This window comes from Janthinobacterium sp. UMAB-56 (assembly GCF_900095265.1).
Taxonomy (GTDB): domain Bacteria; phylum Pseudomonadota; class Gammaproteobacteria; order Burkholderiales; family Burkholderiaceae_D; genus Janthinobacterium.
Genome location: NZ_LT607663.1, coordinates 75,652 through 93,789, shown reverse-complemented (window position 1 = coordinate 93,789; position 18,138 = coordinate 75,652). Strand labels below are relative to the sequence as shown.

Annotated in this window: 16 protein-coding genes; 7 read left to right on the top strand and 9 right to left on the bottom strand. The window is 64.6% G+C overall.

Annotation, left to right across the window (positions count from 1 at the left end):
* The first annotated feature begins 71 nt into the window (after positions 1-71).
* Together K0F85_RS20665 and K0F85_RS20660 are read left to right on the top strand one after the other, a co-directional pair.
* Positions 72-1,493, top strand: coding sequence for an MFS transporter (locus K0F85_RS20665; RefSeq protein ID WP_219117823.1), 1,422 nt, complete (start codon positions 72-74; stop codon positions 1,491-1,493).
* A complete protein-coding gene (locus K0F85_RS20660) occupies positions 1,490-1,888 on the top strand; it encodes a DUF4440 domain-containing protein (protein ID WP_219117822.1) in 399 nt (132 codons plus the stop codon). Before K0F85_RS20665 ends, K0F85_RS20660 begins: the two co-directional genes overlap by 4 nt.
* 1 nt (position 1,889) lies before the next feature.
* Here the strand turns inward: K0F85_RS20660 and K0F85_RS20655 are convergent, their stop codons facing one another.
* From K0F85_RS20655 to K0F85_RS20635, 5 genes are read right to left on the bottom strand one after another with little or no spacing between them, the layout of a single operon-like run.
* Complete coding sequence (locus tag K0F85_RS20655; protein WP_219117821.1) at positions 1,890-2,465, bottom strand: DUF1349 domain-containing protein; 576 nt, start codon at positions 2,463-2,465, stop codon at positions 1,890-1,892.
* A gap of 24 nt (positions 2,466-2,489) precedes the next feature.
* Positions 2,490-3,878: an efflux transporter outer membrane subunit gene (locus K0F85_RS20650; RefSeq protein WP_219117820.1), complete on the bottom strand. Its 1,389-nt coding sequence runs from the start codon at positions 3,876-3,878 to the stop codon at positions 2,490-2,492.
* Positions 3,875-6,973: a MexW/MexI family multidrug efflux RND transporter permease subunit gene (locus K0F85_RS20645; protein WP_219117819.1), complete on the bottom strand. Its 3,099-nt coding sequence runs from the start codon at positions 6,971-6,973 to the stop codon at positions 3,875-3,877. Before K0F85_RS20645 ends, K0F85_RS20650 begins: the two co-directional genes overlap by 4 nt.
* Positions 6,974-6,988: 15 nt before the next feature.
* Entirely contained in the window at positions 6,989-8,089 is a 1,101-nt protein-coding gene (locus tag K0F85_RS20640; protein ID WP_219117818.1) for an efflux RND transporter periplasmic adaptor subunit, read from the bottom strand.
* 53 nt (positions 8,090-8,142) lie between these two features.
* On the bottom strand, positions 8,143-8,625 hold the full coding sequence (locus K0F85_RS20635; protein WP_219117817.1) for a DUF2165 family protein: 483 nt from the start codon (positions 8,623-8,625) through the stop codon (positions 8,143-8,145).
* A 124-nt stretch (positions 8,626-8,749) separates the two neighbouring features.
* On the opposite strand from K0F85_RS20635, the gene K0F85_RS20630 reads away from it, so the two are divergent.
* A complete protein-coding gene (locus K0F85_RS20630; protein ID WP_219117816.1) occupies positions 8,750-9,409 on the top strand; it encodes a metalloregulator ArsR/SmtB family transcription factor in 660 nt (219 codons plus the stop codon).
* On the opposite strand, the gene K0F85_RS20625 is transcribed toward K0F85_RS20630, so the two are convergent.
* A complete protein-coding gene (locus tag K0F85_RS20625; protein WP_219117815.1) occupies positions 9,406-10,671 on the bottom strand; it encodes an MFS transporter in 1,266 nt (421 codons plus the stop codon). The genes K0F85_RS20630 and K0F85_RS20625 overlap by 4 nt on opposite strands.
* Positions 10,672-10,783: 112 nt before the next feature.
* On the opposite strand from K0F85_RS20625, the gene K0F85_RS20620 reads away from it, so the two are divergent.
* Positions 10,784-11,683 carry a LysR substrate-binding domain-containing protein gene (locus K0F85_RS20620; RefSeq protein ID WP_219117814.1) on the top strand — a complete coding sequence of 300 codons (900 nt, stop codon included), beginning with the start codon at positions 10,784-10,786 and terminating at the stop codon, positions 11,681-11,683.
* On the opposite strand, the gene K0F85_RS20615 is transcribed toward K0F85_RS20620, so the two are convergent.
* Positions 11,680-12,432 (bottom strand): SDR family oxidoreductase, encoded by a 753-nt coding sequence (locus K0F85_RS20615; protein WP_219117813.1) that lies wholly within the window; start codon positions 12,430-12,432, stop codon positions 11,680-11,682. The two genes, K0F85_RS20620 and K0F85_RS20615, sit on opposite strands and share 4 nt — an antisense overlap.
* A gap of 148 nt (positions 12,433-12,580) precedes the next feature.
* Positions 12,581-13,612, bottom strand: a complete 1,032-nt coding sequence (locus K0F85_RS20610) for a methyltransferase domain-containing protein (RefSeq protein ID WP_219117812.1) — start codon at positions 13,610-13,612, stop codon at positions 12,581-12,583.
* A 141-nt stretch (positions 13,613-13,753) separates the two neighbouring features.
* Here K0F85_RS20610 and K0F85_RS20605 point away from each other — a divergent pair, with 141 nt between their 5' ends.
* Genes K0F85_RS20605 through K0F85_RS20595 form a run of 3 tightly spaced genes read left to right on the top strand, consistent with a single transcriptional unit; the run spans position 13,754 to position 15,110 of the window.
* Positions 13,754-14,116: a hypothetical protein gene (locus K0F85_RS20605; protein WP_219117811.1), complete on the top strand. Its 363-nt coding sequence runs from the start codon at positions 13,754-13,756 to the stop codon at positions 14,114-14,116.
* A gap of 21 nt (positions 14,117-14,137) precedes the next feature.
* The gene (locus tag K0F85_RS20600) at positions 14,138-14,650 is read left to right on the top strand and encodes an AraC family transcriptional regulator (RefSeq protein WP_219117810.1); all 513 of its coding nucleotides are present in this window, start codon (positions 14,138-14,140) and stop codon (positions 14,648-14,650) included.
* A gap of 55 nt (positions 14,651-14,705) precedes the next feature.
* A complete protein-coding gene (locus K0F85_RS20595; protein WP_219117897.1) occupies positions 14,706-15,110 on the top strand; it encodes a VOC family protein in 405 nt (134 codons plus the stop codon).
* Between the two features lie 28 nt (positions 15,111-15,138).
* On the opposite strand, the gene K0F85_RS20590 is transcribed toward K0F85_RS20595, so the two are convergent.
* The gene (locus K0F85_RS20590) at positions 15,139-18,015 is read right to left on the bottom strand and encodes an insulinase family protein (RefSeq protein ID WP_219117809.1); all 2,877 of its coding nucleotides are present in this window, start codon (positions 18,013-18,015) and stop codon (positions 15,139-15,141) included.
* Positions 18,016-18,138: the final 123 nt, after the last annotated feature.

Here is an 18,138-nt window from a genome sequence, read left to right as displayed (position 1 = left end):
TGTAATCGGAGCCAGCGCCTTACGCAAATGGCCTGTGGCGCTTAAGCTGGCCGTTTGCCATTCGGAGCACCATGGACTATCGCAAAAAGGTCGCGGCCATCTACCTGCTGGGGTTTTTCGTCGACCTGATCAATATGTTCATCACCAGCGTCGCCTATCCCGACATCGGCCATGCCCTGCACGCCTCGGTGGCGCAGCTGGCCTGGATCAGCACCGCCTACATCCTCGGCCTGACCATCGTCATCCCGGCCAGCGCCTGGCTGGCTGCCTATTATGGCAGCAAAACCGTGTTCATGGCATCGTTGCTAACTTTTTTATGCGCCAGCATTGGCGCCGGCCTGGCGCCCTCGATCGAGGCGCTGATCGCCTGGCGCTGCGTGCAGGGCCTGGGCGGCGGCTTGCTCATCCCGCTGGGACAAAGCATGACCTATCAGTTATACCAGCCAGCCGAGCGCCCCGGCCTGTCCTCCGTCATCATGCTGGTGGGCTTGCTGGCGCCCGCCCTCTCGCCCGCCCTGGGCGGCGTGATCGTCGACAGCCTTTCGTGGCGGGCGATTTTCTATTTGAACGTGCCGTTTGCCGCGCTGGCGCTGCTGCTGGCCGCCTGCTGGCTGCGACCCGACCCGCCGCGCGCTGCCGTTCCCCGTCTCGACGTGGGCGGCCTGGTGGCGGGCAGCACGGCGATTTTGCTGCTGTTGCTGGGGCTGACCATGCTGGGCACGCCAGGAGACATGCTGGCCGGCACCGGCGTGCTGGTCCTGGGCTTCGCCTGCGCCTGGGTGTACGTGCACGGCGCCTTGCGCAAACCGGCGCCGCTGCTCAAGCTGCGCCTGGCCGCCGAACCCCTGCTGCGTATCTCCATGCTCATGTATTTGCTGGTGCCGGGCGTCTTCATGGGCGTGAGCTTGCTGGTCATGCTGTACCTGCAGGGCGTGCTGGGCATGTCGGCATCCACGGCGGGTGCGCTGATGCTGCCTTGGGCACTGGCCTCGTTTGCGGCCATTTCACTGACCGCTAAAAGCTATCGCCGCGTGGGTCCGCAACCGCTGTTCATCGCTGGCGCGCTGCTGCAGGCGGCGGGCATGCTGATGCTGCTGCGGGTGGACTCTGCGGGCCAGTTGTTCTGGCTGGCCTGGGCCTACGCCGTGATGGGTTTTGGCGGCGGCTTGTGCAGCAGCACGGCGCAAAGCACGGCTTTCCTGCGCACGCCGGACGGGCAACTGAGCCAGGCCAGCGCCGTGTGGAATATCAACCGCCAGCTGGGCTTTTGCCTGGGCGTGGCGCTGCTCAGCGTACTGCTGAACGGCTTGCTGGCGGCGCAGGGCATTGCGTCGCTCGATAACCCCACCCAGCACCTGCGTGCGGCGCAGGTGTTTCACTGGTGCTTTGCGCTGGCCGCCATCTCGTGCGTGCTGCCGCTGGCGCTGTGTGCGCGCATCGACAACCGCGCTGTTCTCGACCTTTTACATCACCATGGAGCTAGCAAAAAATGAATGTAAGGAACCCCTATTTTGACGACGTAATCTCCACGCATGGGCTGATCCGCGCATGGCTTGCTGGCGAGGCAGTGACGGCGGAACATTGCGCCGATTTACTCGCGCGCTTTTCCCCCGCATTCACGATGGTGGCACCCGGCGGCAAGCAGCTCGATGGCGCCGGCTTGACGACGTTTTTCCGCGCTGCCGGCGGCAGCCGTCCGGGCCTCGCCATGCGCATCGCCGACCTGACATTAGTCCAGGAAAGCATCGTTGGCGCGACTGTCTCCTACCGCGAATTCCAGTCGCTGCCGGGCGGCGACAGCACGCAGCGCCTGTCCACCGTCGTGTATGAGAAAACCCCGGCTGGAGCGCTGCTATGGCGCCATTTGCACGAAACGTGGGTGGCTTGATCTAGCTTAAATCGTGCAAGTTCTTTTGCAGCGCGGGGCCGCAAGAGAACTGCGAAAAAACCACTTCCAGCCCGGCGCGTTCCGGCGTGCAGCACATGGGTCCCACGCGGTAGCTGCTGGCCTCGGGAAACGGCGCCAGGCGCAGCAGCGGCCAGCGCTCTCCATCGGTCGAATACTGCACGCGGATCACGCCTTTTTCCACCGTCACGCGCAGCCAGAAACCCTCGGGCATGGCGGGCGCCATGCTGACGGCCCAATCGGATTTTTCCAGCGTCAACACCGTGCTCAACAAGAGCTGGCCGTCGGCGTATTCGACGCCGCATTTGAGCCAGTTTTGCTCGTCGATACGCACCATCATGCCGGCCTGGTCGTACAGCGCAGAGTACTGCGCTGCCACGTGCAGTTGCGCCGTGAAATCGCCGTCGATGCCGGTGCCGAAAAAGTGGCCGCTGTCGCGGAAAAAACCATACGAAGTCTTGCGCCAGAAGTCGGTTTTTTCATCTGTCGTCACGCGCAATTGCGCGCCGTCGGCAGACCAGGTCTGCGGTGGATTGAGCCAGCTGCCTTGCGTGAACATCGCCTCTCCTCTTGATCGAAAATGCTACATAGTGTGCCCCCATCCCAGCGCCTTGTACAGGGCGATCGCATCGATGTAGGACGCCGTTTCCGCCTGCAGCGCTGCGCGCCGTATATCGTACAGCGCGCGCTGGTTTTCCAGCACCGCCTGGTAGCTGCCGGCGCCGCCCTGATAGCGCGTCGTGGCGATGTCTAGGGCCGCGTTGCCATGGCGCGCCGATTGCAGCAGGGAAGCCAATCGCATCTGGTTTTGCGCCAGTTGCGTGACGGCGTTTTCCACCTCTTCCTGCGCCACCAGCAGCGCTTGCTCATAGCGCGCCAGCGCACCCTGTGCCTCGGCTTGCGTGCCGCGCAAGCGTGCCCGCACGCTGCCCAGGCGGAAGGCCGGATAACTGACGCTTGGTGCCACCTCGAAGGCGCGCGCGCCGCCGTCGAAAACACCGCTGCCGCGCAGCGCAAAGAAGCCTAAGAATCCACCCAGGCTGAGGCGCGGATACAGGTCGGCCGTGGCGGCCCCCACGTCTTCGCTGGAGGCGGCCAGCAAGCGCTCGGCGCGCACCACGTCGGGACGGCGCTGGATCAGCTGGTTCACGTCGCCCAGCGGCAGCTGGCCCGCCAGCGGCGCCTGTTGCCGTAGCGTCGTGGCCAGCGCGATGGCGCCAGGTTGCTGACCGCTCAGCACATCGAGCCGGTACTGCGCCTGGCGCAATCCCGCCTGCAACGGCGGCAATGCTGCTTCGCTGCGCGCCAGGTTGGCCAGCGCGTTATGGCGTTCTTCCGGCAAGCCGCTGCCGGCGCGGATGCGCGCATCGATCAGGGACACCGTGTCGCGCCAGCTTTGCACCTGCGCCTGCGTCAGCGCCAGGTTTTGCTGGTAGCCCAGCGCCTCGTAGTAATTGCGCGCCACTTCGGCCGCTATCGTCAGCTGCATTTGCCGCAAGTCCGCCTGCGCCGCGTCGGCCCGCGCCTGCGCCGAACGGCTCATGTGCGCCAGGCGGCCGAACAGGTCGATTTCCCATTGCGCATCGAAACCCACGCGCGTGCTGGCGCTGGCGGCGCGGCTGCCCGGAGTATCCTGCTGGACAGTGCGCTGCCATCCGGCCTGGCTGGTGACGGCCGGCAGTTCGTCGAGCCGGCGCTCGTCGAAGATGGCGCGCGCGGCCAGCAGCTTCGCCTGCGCCTGGGCGATATCGAGGTTGTATTCCAGGGCGCTGGCGATCAGTTGCGACAGGCGCGCATCATCGAAAAACGTCCACCAGGCGGCCTCGCTGACGGCGCCCGTAGTGGGCGCAAATTGCGCTTGCTGGGGACTGGCCAGGTGGATCTCGGGCGTGCCCGGCGTGACGTAGGCGGGGCTGACGGCGCAGCCGGCCAGCACGGGGAAAAGGGCGACAAGATAGTGGTAATTTTTCATAGGGATTCCTTCAGCGCCTGCGACAGGTCGCGCGCGCGCGGCGTGGCATGGTCGGCCGTGTGGCGGCGGGCCAAAAAGGTGTACACGGTGGGCAGCACGAACAGGGTAAAGAAGGTGCCGATCAACATGCCCGAGACGATCACCACACCCAGGCCGAAACGGCTGTTGGAGCCTGCGCCGGAAGCGAACAGCAGCGGCACCAGGCCCACCACCATGGCGGCCGTCGTCATCAAAATCGGGCGCAGACGGATCTGCGCCGCCTTGCGGATGGCCGTGATGCGGTCCAGCCCTTCATGCACCTGCAATTCATTGGCAAATTCCACCATCAAGATGCCGTGTTTGCTGATCAAGCCGATCAGGGTCACGAGGCCGATCTGCGTGTAGATATTGACGGTGGCGTAACCGAGCGCCAGGGGAATCAGGGCGCCGCAAATCGACAGGGGCACCGTGATCAGGATGATCAAGGGGTCTGTCAGGCTTTCATACTGCGCCGCCAGCACCAGGTAAATCACGACGACGGCCGCCAAGAAGGCCAGCAGCAGGGCATTGCCTTCCGTGGCGAACTGGCGCGCATCGGATTGCCAGTCGTAGCTGAAGCCCGGTGGCAGGGTCTTGGCCACGCCATCGAGGAAGGCCACGGCGTCGCCCAGAGTCACGCCCGGCGCCGGCACGCCCTGGAAGGTGGCCGCATTTTGCTGGTTGAATTGCGTCAGCATGTTCGGCTCGATCTGCTCGCTCACCGACACGATGGCCGACAGGGGCAGCAGACTGCCATCGTCGGCGCGCACGTACTGCTGCGTCAGGGCTTGCGCCGTCAATCGCTGTTCGCGCGGGCTTTGCGCGATGACGTCATACGCGCGGCCATCCATGCCGAAGCGGTTCAGGTAATTCTCGCCCACCAGCACGGCCAGCGATTCGCCGATGTCCTGCATGCGGATGCCCAGGCTATTGGCTTTTGAACGGTCCACGCGCACTTTCACGACGGGGTTGTTGTAATCGAGGTCGCTGTCGACGACGGCGAACAGGCCGCTATCGCGCGCGCGCTGCTTGACGTCTTCCATGGTGCGGAACAGGGTGGCGTAATCCTGCGCACTGCGCAAGACCAGTTGCACGGGCAAGCCGCCGCTCGACCCTGGCAGGGGCGCCAGCTGGAAGGCGAAGATGCTGGTGCCTTCCACGTCGCCCACGGCATGCTGCAATTCGGCCTGGATGACGGCCGCATTGCGCGAACGTTCGGCCCACGGCGTCAGGTTGATGCCGCCGATGCTCGATGCCGGCCCTTCGCCGCCATTGATGATCCAGCGCGACGCCGTTTCGGGAATATTTTTATAGATGTCATCGAGCTTGTACGAAAAGCGCTCGACGTAATCGAGGTTGGCATGCTGCGGTGCCTTGATGGCCGTCAAGACGCTGGCCTGGTCTTCCGCCGGCGCCAGTTCGCGCTGCGGCAGCAGGTACAAAAACGGCAGACTCACCATCACCAGCGCAGCGAAACCGGCGCTCAGCCAGCGGTGGTGCAGGGAGCGGTCCAGCAGGCGCGCATAGCGCGAGGTCAAGCCCTCGAAGAAATGCTCGGCGGCGCGCGCCATGCGCCCTTCCGCCTGTTTCGGCTGCAGCAGCAAGGAACTCATCACGGGAGACAAGGTCAGCGCCACCACGCCCGACACCACCACGGCGCCGGCCAGGGTCAGCGCGAATTCCTTGAACAGCGCGCCCGTCAAGCCGCCCATCATGCCGATCGGCGCGTATACGGCGGCCAGGGTGATCGTCATGGCGATGACGGGACCTGCCACTTCGCGCGCCCCCACCAGGGCGGCCGCCACGGGCGTCTTGCCTTCCTCGATATGGCGGTGCACGTTTTCCACCACGACGATGGCGTCATCGACCACCAGGCCCACGGCCAGCACCATCGCCAGCAGGGTGAGTAAATTGATGCTGAAGCCGAAGGCCAGCATCAGCGCCGCCGCGCCCAGCATCGACAGCGGGATCGTCACCACGGGAATCAGCACCGAGCGCAAGGAACCCATGCACAGGTAGATCACGATGACGACAATGAGAAGCGCTTCGAGCAGGGTGTGCGCCACCTCGTCGATGGAGGACTGGATGAAGCGCGCCGTCTCGAACGCCAGCTCGACTTTCACGCCGGGCGGCAGGGTTTTCTGGATCTCCGGCAGCAGTTTCTTGATGCCGTCGACGATCACCAGCGGGTTGCCGCCCGGCGTGGGCGACAGGCCCAGGTACACCGCCGGCACGCCATCCATGATGCCGCTCGTTTCTGTCGCGGCTGCGCCCAGTTCCACCGTGCCCACGTCCTTCAAACGCACAAGCGCAGCGCTGTCTTTTGCATCGCCGCCCTTCTTGATGACCATGTCGCGAAACTGCGCCACGCTGGTCAGATCCGTGTTGACGCTGATGTTAGAGACGACGAACTGCCCCTTCACTTTGCCGGGCGCCGCCTGGTAGTTATTGCGCCGCACGCTATCGGCCACGTCGGCCGCCGTCAGGCCGCGCGCGGCCAGTTTTGCCGGATCGATCCACAAACGCATGGCCAGCTGCTGGCCGCCATACACGTCCACTTTCGCCACGCCGTCGATGGTGGCGAACATCGGCTGCACCACGCGCGCCAGGTAGTCCGTCAGCGCGGGCGCCGACACGCTCTCGCTGGCAAAGCCCACATAGGCGACGGCCGAGGAATCGCCGGCAGCGCGCTCGATCACGGGGTCAAAAGCGCCTTCGGGCAGCTTGTAGCGCACCTGGTTGACCTTGGCCATCACTTCCGTCAAGGCCTGCGTGGAATCGCGGTTCAATTCCATGCGTACGGTGACCGTGCTGCTGCCTTGCACGGACGACGAAGTCAGGTAGTCGATGCCTTCCACCGACGACACGGCTTGCGCGATCGGCTGCGTCACAAAACCCTGCATCAGTTCCGCCGAGGCGCCCGGATACGTGGTCGTCACCGTGATGGTGGACGATTCGAGCATCGGGTACTGGCGTATCGGCAGCTGCTTGATGGCGATCACGCCCAGCATCAGGATCAGGGTGCTGATCACCAGCGCCAGCACAGGGCGGCGCACAAACAAATCGGTAAATTTCATGTTGCTCGCCTTCCTTTACGAACCGGCCCTGGGCGCGGCGCGCTTGGCCTCGTCCAGGGTATTGGGCACGGCTTGCACGGCCATGCCGTCCGCCAGTTTCAGCTGGCCCGAGGCGACCACGCGCTGGCCCTCGCGCAAGCCCTTGACGATTTCCACGCGGCCCCCTGCCCGCTCGCCCAGGGTCACGCCCACGCGCTTGACGGTGAGTGGCTGTTTTCCCTCCTGTTGCGCGACGAAGACCGTGTCGCCATACGCGCTGTAGGTCACCGCCGTTTCCGGCACCGTCAGTTGTTGTCCCGCTTCGCGCGCCACGCGCACGTTGGCGTACATGCCTGCCTTCAGGGCGCTGTGGGGATTGGCGAGCGCCGCCTGTACCTGCACCATGCGTGAACGGGCGATCAGCGGGTCGATGGCGTTGATCTTTGCCGTGAAGACGTCGCCGGGATAGGCGTCCACCAGCACTTGCACGGCCTGGCCCGGCGCCAGTTTGGCGCTGCTCTGTTCATCAAGGGCGAAGTTCACCAGCAGGGCCTTCGTGTCGATCAAACTGGCCACCGTATCGGCCGCGTTCAGGTACTGGCCCGCATGCACCTTGCGGATGCCCAGCTGTCCGGCGAACGGCGCGCGGATGGTCTTTTGCGCGATCAGCGCTTGCGTCTGGCGCACATCGCCCAGCGCCGCATCGCGCGCGGCCAGGGCGCTATCCAATTGCTCCTGCGTGGCGGCCTTGTCCCTGACCATTTGCGCCGTGCGGGCATGACTGCTTTCCGCGTTTTTCAGCTGCGCGCGCTGGCGCAGCAGGGCTGCCTGTTCTGGCGCGTCATTGAGTTGCACGAGGATGGCGCCGGCCGCCACGGTTTGCCCCGATGCAAAGTGGATCTGCGTGATGCGCCCGCCCGTTTCGGCGGCCACTTGCACCTGGCGCGCCGCCTCCAGTTCGCCCACGCCCGTGAAGTAGCGTTCCTGCGTGCCCAGTACGACGGGGACCAGAGCCACCTTGGTGGCGGGAGTGGCAGCGGCATCGGCCGCATGCGAGTCGGCGCGGGGGGACAGCGCGGCACCGGCGATGGCCAGCGTGAGGGCCAGCGCGGAAGCGCCGACGAGTTTCGTATGCATGATGAAGTCCTTTACAGCATTACAAAGGGAAGAAGAGGCGCAGCGGAGGCTGATCAGGTCCGCTGCGCGTTGAAGAGAAAGAACAAGCCCAGGGTCCACAGCAGCAGCACCACGTGCGTCGTCTGCAAGCCTTCCTGCGCGATCCAGTAGCCGAACCACAGGCCACCCAGGTGCATCAGCAGCAAAAAGGCGGCCATGGCGCACAGGGCCAGGTTCAGCCACGGCAAGGCAGTGGCCAGGCCGCCGCCGACAAACAGCGTCACGCCGGTCCAGGCGGCGATGGCGGCCAGCAGTTGCAGCGCCAGCACCACGCCCAGCGATAGCCGGTGCAGGGTCAGTGAAGTTAGGGCGCGGCGCAGCAGCGGCGTCTGGATGGTCGGGTCCTGGCGCAGCGGGTCCATGCGCATGGTGTTGCCGATGGCCCAGACAGCGCCGTGGAAGGCGTGCAAATTGTTGATGGCGGCCAGGCTGAGCCAGATGGCCAGGCCGGTAGCGAGAATGGCGTGAAACAGCCAGATGGAGTGCTGCAGATGCATGGGAAGTCCAGTCCAAAAGGTGTCTTGCCTGCATGCGGACGTGGAAATCCCTCGACAGCGGGGAGCTACCGGCCTATTATGCAAGCAATTAGTTGGTTAACTGGCCCCATGATAGTTGAGTGAAATGAATTACACAAGTAAACGTTTGGATAATAGCGAAGCGCCGCAAACGACGGAGCGCATCCTGTATTTCATCAAGACCAAGGGGCCCGTCTCCACGGCAACCCTGGCCAAGACCCTGGACATGACGGGCGAGGCGGCGCGCCAGCAAGTGCAAAAGCTGGTGGCGGCTGGTTTGATCGAGGGGCGCCAGGAAGCGCAGGCCGGCGCCGGACGGCCGCGCCAGAACTGGGTCTTGACGGAAGCGGGCAATGCGCGCTTCCCCGACACGCATGCGCAGCTGACGATCAAGCTGATCGGCTCGGTGCGCCAGCTGTTCGGCGAAGCGGGGCTGGATAAACTGATCGCGCAGCGCGAAGAGGAAAGCCGTGGCGCCTACGCGCTGGCCTGCTCGGCGCCGGACTTGCCCACGCGGCTGCAGCAACTGGCGGCCGTGCGCGATGAAGAGGGTTATATGGCCCGCGTGGAAGCGGATGGCGACGACTGGTTGCTGATCGAAGACCACTGCCCCATCTGCGCCGCCGCGCGTACCTGCCAGGGTTTTTGCCGCTCCGAATTGCAGCTGTTCCAGGAAGTGGTGGGGCCCAGCGCCAGCATCGTGCGCGAGCAGCATTTGCTGACGAATGCGATGCGCTGTATTTACCGTATTTCTTTATTGCCCTAAGCTTTAGGAAACAGCGGCCAGGTACACAGCGCCACCAGCCCCGCCAGCCACCACACGACGGGCCAGTTGCTGGCTGCCAGCAGGTGCGGGAGGGTGACCGGTGTCAGGAACAGCCCCACGTAGACTGCCGTGTTCGCCATGCCCAGGGCCGTGCCCGCGTTGGTGCCGCCCGCTTCCGTGGCCAGTTCCGTGTAGGCCACACCGTGCCAGGCGGACACGGCGATGCCGGCCGCCACCACGGCGGCCATCAGCAGCCAGCCCGGCGCCTCCAGCCAGGCGATGCAACCCAGTACAAGGAATGAAGCCAGCGCCACCAGGGCCGAGCCGCGCAGGTAGGCGGGCCGGTTCGCGTGGCGGTCCGTGTGGCGGCCGCTCCAGATGCGCATCACCATGGCGCCCGCCTGCAGGGCCACCATCACGGCCGTGATGGCCGCCAGGCCCAGGTGGCCATGGTCGTGCAGGAACACGGTGGCGTAGCTGAGTACGGCAAACTGGGGCACGCACAGCAAGCCGATGGCGGCCACCATGCGCCAGACCCGGCGATTTTTCAGCGGTGGCGGCGGCTTGAGCCCAGGCAGGCCCGTGGGCGCGTTTTGCGGGCCCGTGGCGGCCTCGGCAGAGAAATCTGGCTCATGCATCCAGCGCCACGTAAAAAACGCCGACAGGCCGCATACGAGCGCCAGGGCGCCGAAGACGGGCATGAAGCCATGGCGCGATGCCAGGCTGGGCAGGATGAGGGCGCCGAGGCCGCCGCCGAGCGGCACGGCTGTCTGGCGGATACTCATGGCGAAACCGCGCTCGCCCGGGCCGAACCAGCGCATCACGGCGCGGCCGCTGGCGCCATTCACGCTGCCGCCCAGCACGCCGACCAGCGCCAGTCCCGCCGCCAGCGCCCACAAGGGCGGCACGGCGCTGTCCTGGGGCGTGATCCACAGCAGCAAGGTCAATAGCGCCAGCATGGTGCCCAGCAAACCGGTCAGCAGCACGGGGCGGTCGCCCCAGCGGTCGGTGGCCATGCCCCAGGGTAATTCGGTCAGGGCCACGCCCAGGCCCATGGCGCCCAGCGCCACCCCCAGTTGTGTATTGCTCAGGTGATAGCCGCTGCGCAGCCAGATGGCCGTAGTGGGCATGCCGTTGGCGGCGGCGGAAAAGCTGGCATTGGCCGCGACACCTACGGCCAGTACTTTCCAGCGGTGGGCATCGCCCGGCGCGGGCGTGGTGGCGGGGACGGGAACAGGAATGACTGGGCAGCTGGTGGTCATGGCATGGTGAGGAAAGTGATTGACCCTGACAGTGTTGCGCGCTACGATCATTCTGAATATCAGATAATTTTCACCATACCATCCCATAAAACAGGACGATTGAATCTGCGCCATGAGCCTGCTTAATTTCGACATCGCCTTTCTGCGCAGCTATGTGGCTGGCATCGAGCTGGGCAGCTTTGCCCGCGCGGCCGACAAGGTGGGACGCTCCACCTCTGCCGTCAGCGCGCAGCTGAAAAAACTCGAGGAGCAGGCGGGCATGCCCCTGTTCCGCAAGGATGGCCGGGGGCTGGCGCTGACGCCAGGCGGCGAAGTGCTGCTCGGCTATGCGCGCCGCTTGCTGGAACTCAATGACGAGGCGGCCGTCGCCATGCGCGGGGCGGAACTGGAAGGCTGGATCAGGCTCGGCTTGCAAGAGGATTTTGGCGAAGCCTTGCTGCCCGACGTGCTGGGGCGTTTTGCCCGCGCGCACCCGAAAGTACGCATCGAGGCGCATGTGGCGCGCAACACGGCCTTGATGCAGGGGCTGGCCATGGGCCAGCTGGACCTGGCCCTGCTGTGGGGCGGCGCCTGCATCGCCGACGTGGCCGAGTATCCGCCGCCGCAGCGCCAGCATATTGCCGAACCGGCCATGCGCTGGATCGCTTCGTCCAGCCTGGATTGGCGCCCCGAATCGGGCGAGCCGTTGCCGCTCATTACGTTCGACCGCGATTGCCTGTTCCAGCGCTGCGCCACGCAGGCGCTCGATGGGGCCGGCATTGCCTGGCGCACGGCGTTTACCAGTCCCAGCCTGGCAGGCCTGTGGGCGGCTGCGGCCGCCGGGCTGGGCGTGACGGTACGCACCAGCCTGGGCTTGCCCTCTTCCGTGTGTGCGCTCGATCACGTGGCGGCGGGCTTGCCCGCCCTGCCCCCGTTGTCGCTGGAACTGCTGCGTGCCTCCAGCGTGTCCCGGCCGCCCGTCGAGCGGCTGGCCGGCCTGATCATCGAGTCGCTGCAGCAAGGTGCGGCTTAAAACTCCTGCACCGTGGGACGCAGCACGATTTCATTGATGCTCACGTCGTCCGGTTGCCCGATCGCATACGCCACGGCGCGTGCCACCGCGTCGGCGGGGATGGCTTGCTTGTAAAACTCTTTCAAGCCGGCCGCGCTTTCCGCGTGGCTGCTGCCGCCTGTCAGTTCCGTATCGATGGCGCCCGGCAAGATGGTGGTGGTGCGGATGGTGCCGCCGCTGGCGGCCAGTTCATGGCGCAAGCCTTCCGAGATGGCGCTGACGGCAAACTTCGTACCGCTGTAAACGGTGCCGCCCGGACTGAAGACTTTTTGTCCCGCCACCGACGAGATGTTAATGAAATGGCCGCTGTTTTGCGCCTGGAAATGGGGCAAGACGGCGGCGATGCCATTCAACACGCCTTTGATGTTGATATCGATCATGTTGTTCCACTCGTCGACCTTCAAGGCGCTCATCGGCGCGATGGCCATCAGTCCCGCGTTGTTGATCAGCACGTCGACCTTGCCAAATACGGCCAGGGCCGTGTCGATCAGATTCTTGACCTCGGCAGGCACCGTGACGTCGGTATCGGCGATGGCGGCCTTGCCGCCGGCGGCCGTGATTTCCTCGGCGATGGTGTTGAGCAAGTCCATGCGCCGCGCACCGAGCACGACGCAAGCGCCCAATGCGGCCAGGTGGCGCGCGGTGGCTTCGCCCAGGCCGCTGCTGGCACCGGTGATGACGACGACTTTTCCTGCAATATATTGACTCATGATGGATTCCCTGTAGAGGCAGCGAAGTGCTGCGATGACATCGATCTATGCTGGCGAGCCACGTCAGGCAGCGGCCACGCTGCAGGCACAGCTTAGCGTATTTGTGCTGCCATCTGCTATAAAAAAGATAATTACTAAATGGTAATTGTTAGGTACGCGCAATCAGCACTTGCACGGGCGCCATGGGAAAATCGCTGGCCTTGTATTGCTCCACTTGCTGCCAGCCCGTGTCGCGCAGCAACTGCGCCAATGCCCCCTGCCGTGTCACCGTGCGGCCCAGCATACGCATCGGCAAGTAATACGGCAGCACGCGCGTCGCGTCGCCTGCTGCCGCAGCGATTTCCGCTTGGACGCAGACCAGCACGCCACCGGGCTTCAAGGCCGCATGCATCTTGCGCAGGGCGCCCGCCATGTCGGGCACGAAGTGCAGTACGGACGAGCACCAGATGAGGTCGTAAGCGCTGCCGATATCGTCGCTGGCCAGATCGCCGCCCAAAGTCTCCAGCCGCTCGGATAGTTGCGCATGGGCGATGTTCGCGGCGGCCACGGCCACCGTTTCCGGCCAGTCGAAGACGCAGCCGTGCAAACCCGCATGGGCTTGCGCCAGCGCAATGGCAACCCAGCCGGGGCCGCCGCCCACGTCGAGCAGGCGCAGCGGCGTAGCGCGTGCCGCAAACGGGGCGATGCGCTGCATCACGGACAGGGCCGCGCGCATGGTGACGGCGCGCTGCTCCTGGCCGATTTGCTGTTGCGCTGCGGCGGCCCAGTTGACGCCATTCGCCGTGGTGTACGGCGCCGCTTTGCCGCCGTCGCGCACGATGCTGGGTAACTGGGTGGCGAAATGGCGCAGCGCATGCAGCCGGTACAGCCAGGCGTCGCCGCAAAAGGCCATGGAGTCGCGGCAGAAATACTGCAGGGTGGCGGCCGTGCAGCGGTAACGCTGTGTCTCGTCATCGACCTCATTGCGCTCCAGCACTTCCATGCTCCAGAGTAACTCCAGCAGCAGGGCCGTGTGCGGCGCATGCAGCGACAGCGCTTCGGCCAACTGCGCCGGCGTGTGTGGCGTGGACAGTAGCTCGAAAATACCCAGTTCCAGGGCGGCGGCCAGCCCGTCCGCCTGCACGAGCGCGATGGCCAGGTCCCAATAGGGTTGCAAAGGGTGTTGCGAAGTGAACGGCATGGTGCTTCCTTTCGGCGTAGTGGGCATCGAGGTGTGCCTGAGCACTATTTTATGCAACAATGAGAATAATTATCATTTGCATTTGTATGCGACGCGGCGCATTTCGTATGCGCGACGGTGCGCGGGAAAACCGGGGGAGCGATGAGGGAACAGGACAGGGAAGCGGCAGGCTGGGTGCGGCGCCAGCTGGACCCCGGCATGGGCGAATGCCGCGCCGACCGGAGGCAGGTCGAGCACGGCTTGTTGCTCGTGCATTCCGATTACCGGCCGCGGCTTGGGCTCGTCGAGCCATCGCGGCATGACGATGCGGGCGGCCTGGTGATCACCATCGGCCTGGAAGGCGCGTCCGGCTACGCCACGCGCGATGGCGAACAATTGCGTTTCCGCAGTGGTCATACGACGCTGACGGCCTTTCGCCACACCAGTGGCGAGCGCCGTTTCGAAGCGGGCCAGCGGGCGGCGCAATTGCGCGTGCTGGTCGACGAAGATGCGCTGGCGCGTTAGTGGCCGGAAGGCTTGGCTTGCTTGCTGCCCGAAGGTGGCGCGCGCCAGCTGGCGCATGCGGCCACCACGGCGGCAAGTGCCCTGCAGGCGCGTTCCCTGCTGCGCGCGACGGACCCGCTGGCCGTGCATATCGGCGTGCTCAGCCTGCTGGCGGAACAGTTGCGGGGACTGCGTCCGCTGCCCGCATGCGCGCCTGTGCCGCGCTGGTCCGAGGCCGATATTGCCAAACTGGAGCGCGCGCATGCGCTGATGCAGGCGGAGATGGCGCAAACCCTCACACTCGATTACCTGTGCGCGCAAGTGGGCTTGAGCTTGTTCAAACTCAAGCAGGGGTGGCGCTACCGTTACAGCGACAGCCCGCAGCGCACCTTGCTGGCGCTGCGCATGCAGCGGGCAAAGTTGCTGTTGGAAAATGGTTGCCAGGTGGCCCAGGCAGGCTGGCAAACGGGCTACCGCCACCCGGCCAATTTCAGCGCCGCCTTCAGCCGCTATTTTGGCTACGCGCCGAAGAGCGTGGGGCGCGCGGGCGTGTAAAAAGCCGGTGTAGAATCGGCGGGCAGCATTCTTAATCTCACTTCAAGGAGACATGATGGCCCGCAAAATCTTTGTCAATCTGCCCGTGCAGTCGCTCGAGCGTTCCGTGGCGTTCTTCACGGCGCTGGGCTTCAGTTTCAATGCCCATTTCACGGATGAAACGGCGACGTGCATGATTGTCGCCGACGACATTTTCGTGATGCTGTTGACGCACGACAAATTCAAGCAATTCACGCCCAAGCAGTTGTGCGATACCAAGGTGGCGACGGAAGTGCTCGTGTGTTTGTCTGCAGAGAGCCGTGGCGAAGTCGATGATCTGGTGGCGAAGGCCGTCCAGGCGGGCGGCAGCATTTACAAGGAGCCCATCGATTTCGGCTTCATGTATGGCCACAGTTTCCAGGATCCGGATGGTCATCAATGGGAACTGATGTACATGGAAGCGAATTCAATACCGCAATAGTTGCGGTATTGAATCCGGTACGGCGCTTTTAGCTGGCCAGCGCCAGCAGATCGACTACTTCCAGGCCCGCCAGGTCTTGCGTCGTGTTGCCCGCAAACGCGGCGCGGCTTTGCTGGCCGTTTTTCAGCCAGGTGCGCGTGACGTCCTTGATCTGCGCCAGGGTGCAGGTCAGCACGCCAGTGCGGAACTGCTGGCGCACGGCTTCCGTCGTGCCGCGCTGCTGCATATTCCACGCCGTCAGCGCTTCCGCGTACGGCGAGTGCGGCTTGTCGAGGCCCTTGATGACACAGATAATGGCTTCTTCCACCTGTTCTTGCGAGAAGTCGCCGTCGAGGATTTGATCGAGCGTCGTGCCGAAGTCGGCAAAGGTGCCGGCCAGGCGCGGATCGCGGTAGGAGCTCAGGGTAAATGTGCCGGCGCCGGCCGCATAGCTGGCGCTGCCGCCATACGCGCCGCCTTTTTCGCGCAGGGCCGTATGCAGCACCTGGTTGGTCATCAGTTCGGCGGCCACTGCCAGGGCAGAAGCGTCCGGATTGTGCACGCCGGGCACGGCCCAGGAAACGAAGCAATGGTTGATCTGGCTCGTCGCATGCAGGGCCGTGTTGGCCAACGGCAATGCTGCTGGCGCTGGCACTTCCGTTGCCGTAGGGACAGCGTTGTCGACGCTGGCCGCCGGCAGTTCCAGCAAACGGGCCAGGGCGATGCCATCCTGCTCCAGACCCGCGCACAGCACGGTTGGCGCCTGGGCGATGATGTGGGCGTGCAGGGTGTCGAGTTCGCGCGCGATTTCCTGCAAGCCTGCCGAGGTCTTGCTCAGTTGCTGCAGACGGCGGTAGAACGGCAGCGCGGCCGGGCCACCGACGATGTCGTCGAAGCGGCGTGTGGGCGACAGGGGCGCTGCCGAGGCCAGCATGGCATAGCGGTTGCCCGATTCGGCCAGGCTGCTCAATTTATCCTGCACCAGGCTTTCGATCAGGAAAGCCAGGCGCTCTTCTTCATCGAAGCGGGGCTTGGCGATCCAGGCCGACAGCACGGCGGCGATGGCCGCGTGTTCTTCGCGCAAGCCGCTGGCCGAGAACGAGAGTTCCACGCGCATGGCTTGCTGTGGGCGGGGAATCGCTTCCAGGCCGATGTGGAACGAGGGCACCATGCTCTGGCGCCAGGCGCTGGCGTCGTCGAAGGACATCTCGCCCACGCCCAGTTCCGGCGCCAGGTCCGTGTACAAACGCAGCCATGGCCACGACGCTTCCGGCAGGCTGGACACGTCGTACAGCACGTTGGCATAGCTGATGCCGTTCGAGGCAATGGAAAACGCCACGGCGCCGTCGACGGCCGGTGGAATCGGCAGTGCCGGGCGCGGCAAGGCGCTGACGTCGCCGGGGCGGATGCGCGGCAAGACTTCCGAATTCGATGGCAGTTGCTGATGCGCTTCCAGCGCGGCGGACTCGGCCACGATGTGTTCGCGCTCGGCATCCGTCAGGCTCGCTTGCAGGGCGGCCAGCCTGGCGTCTTCCTGTGCGGCGCGGTCCGTAAAGTAGGCGCTGTCGGGCACCACATGGGTGGTCAAACGGCTTGGATTGGCGATCAGCTCGCGCACCAGTTGCTTGAAGAATTCCGGGTCTTCGATTTGCTGTTCCAAGGTTTCCAGGATGGCCGCATTGTCGAAGGCATCCATCACGTCGCCGCCATACATGGCCAGTGGCAAGGCGTGCAGCAAGCGGCCCAGGCCGTAAGGCATGCGGCCGCTGCTGATTTCGCGCTGGCTGTATTTGATATCGCGCAAGGCCGCGTGCAGCACGGCGGCGGGAATGCCCTCTTCCGCCGTTTCTTCCAGCGCGCTCCAGATGCGCTGGTGCGCATCGGCGATCTGTTCCTGGGTCAAGCCTTCCATGCCGATGTGGAAGACCATCTGGCGGATGCCCGCGTCGCGGCCATTCATGTCCGATGGACGGCCATAGCCGGCCGATTCCATGGCGCGCATGACGGGCGCCGACGATTCGCCCAGCAAGCCATGCGACAGCAGATGCGCGTGGTAGTAGGCGATCGGGTCGCTCGACTCGCCCATCAGCCAGGCGAATTGCAGGCCGAATTCATCGTCGCGCGCTTCCTGCGACGGAATTTTCACCACGTTTTCCTGCGGTGCGGTCCACGCGGGCGCCAGTTGCGGCAGGCGGCGCGGGCTAAAGCCGCTGAGTTTGGACAGCACGCGTTCCGCGACTTGTTCCTGCACGGCCGACGCTTCGATATTGCCGGCTGTCATGATGACGGCTTGCGAAGGATGGTAGTGGCTGGCGTGGAATTCTTTCAGCATGGCATGCGTCAGTTCCGGGATCACCAGCGGATCGCCGCCCGATTCCACTTCATACGTCGTACCCTTGAGCAAGGCGCTGGCGATGCCGCTGTCGAGCGCGCGCATGGGGCTGTTGAAAGCGCCCTTCATCTCATTGAAGACGATGCCCTGGTACACCAGTTTGTCGCCTTCGAACGCATGGCGCCAGCCTTCCTGGCGGAAGTTCAGGTAATCGAGGTTGGGGAAGAAGGCCGCATCGAGGTACACATCGAGCAGGTTGAAGAAATCCTTGCGGTCGGTGCTGGCGAACGGGTACACGGTGCGGTCCGAATAGGTCATCGCATTCATGAAGGTGGCCGTCGAACGGCGCAGCATCGAGAAGAAGGGGTCGCGCACCGGGTAGCGGGCCGAGCCGCACAAGGCCAGGTGTTCGAGGATGTGGGCGCGCCCGTCGCTTACTTCCGGCACAGTGGGAAAGGCCACCAGGAACACCATCTCAGCCTGCTCGGTATGCATGTGGATATGGCGCATGCCCGTTGCTGGCTCGACATATTGCTCGATGGTTGCCTGCAAGACTGGAATGAAGTTGCTGCTGACTTTTTCAAATGTGCTCATGCGGTATGGGATCTCTGCGGTAGGTGATTCGGATAGTCGGTAGGGCTGCATCACATGTGGGGGCAAAGTGGCGTAATGCCAGGGCTGGCCGCCAGGGCGGGGTGTCACTTTGACGCCTGTATG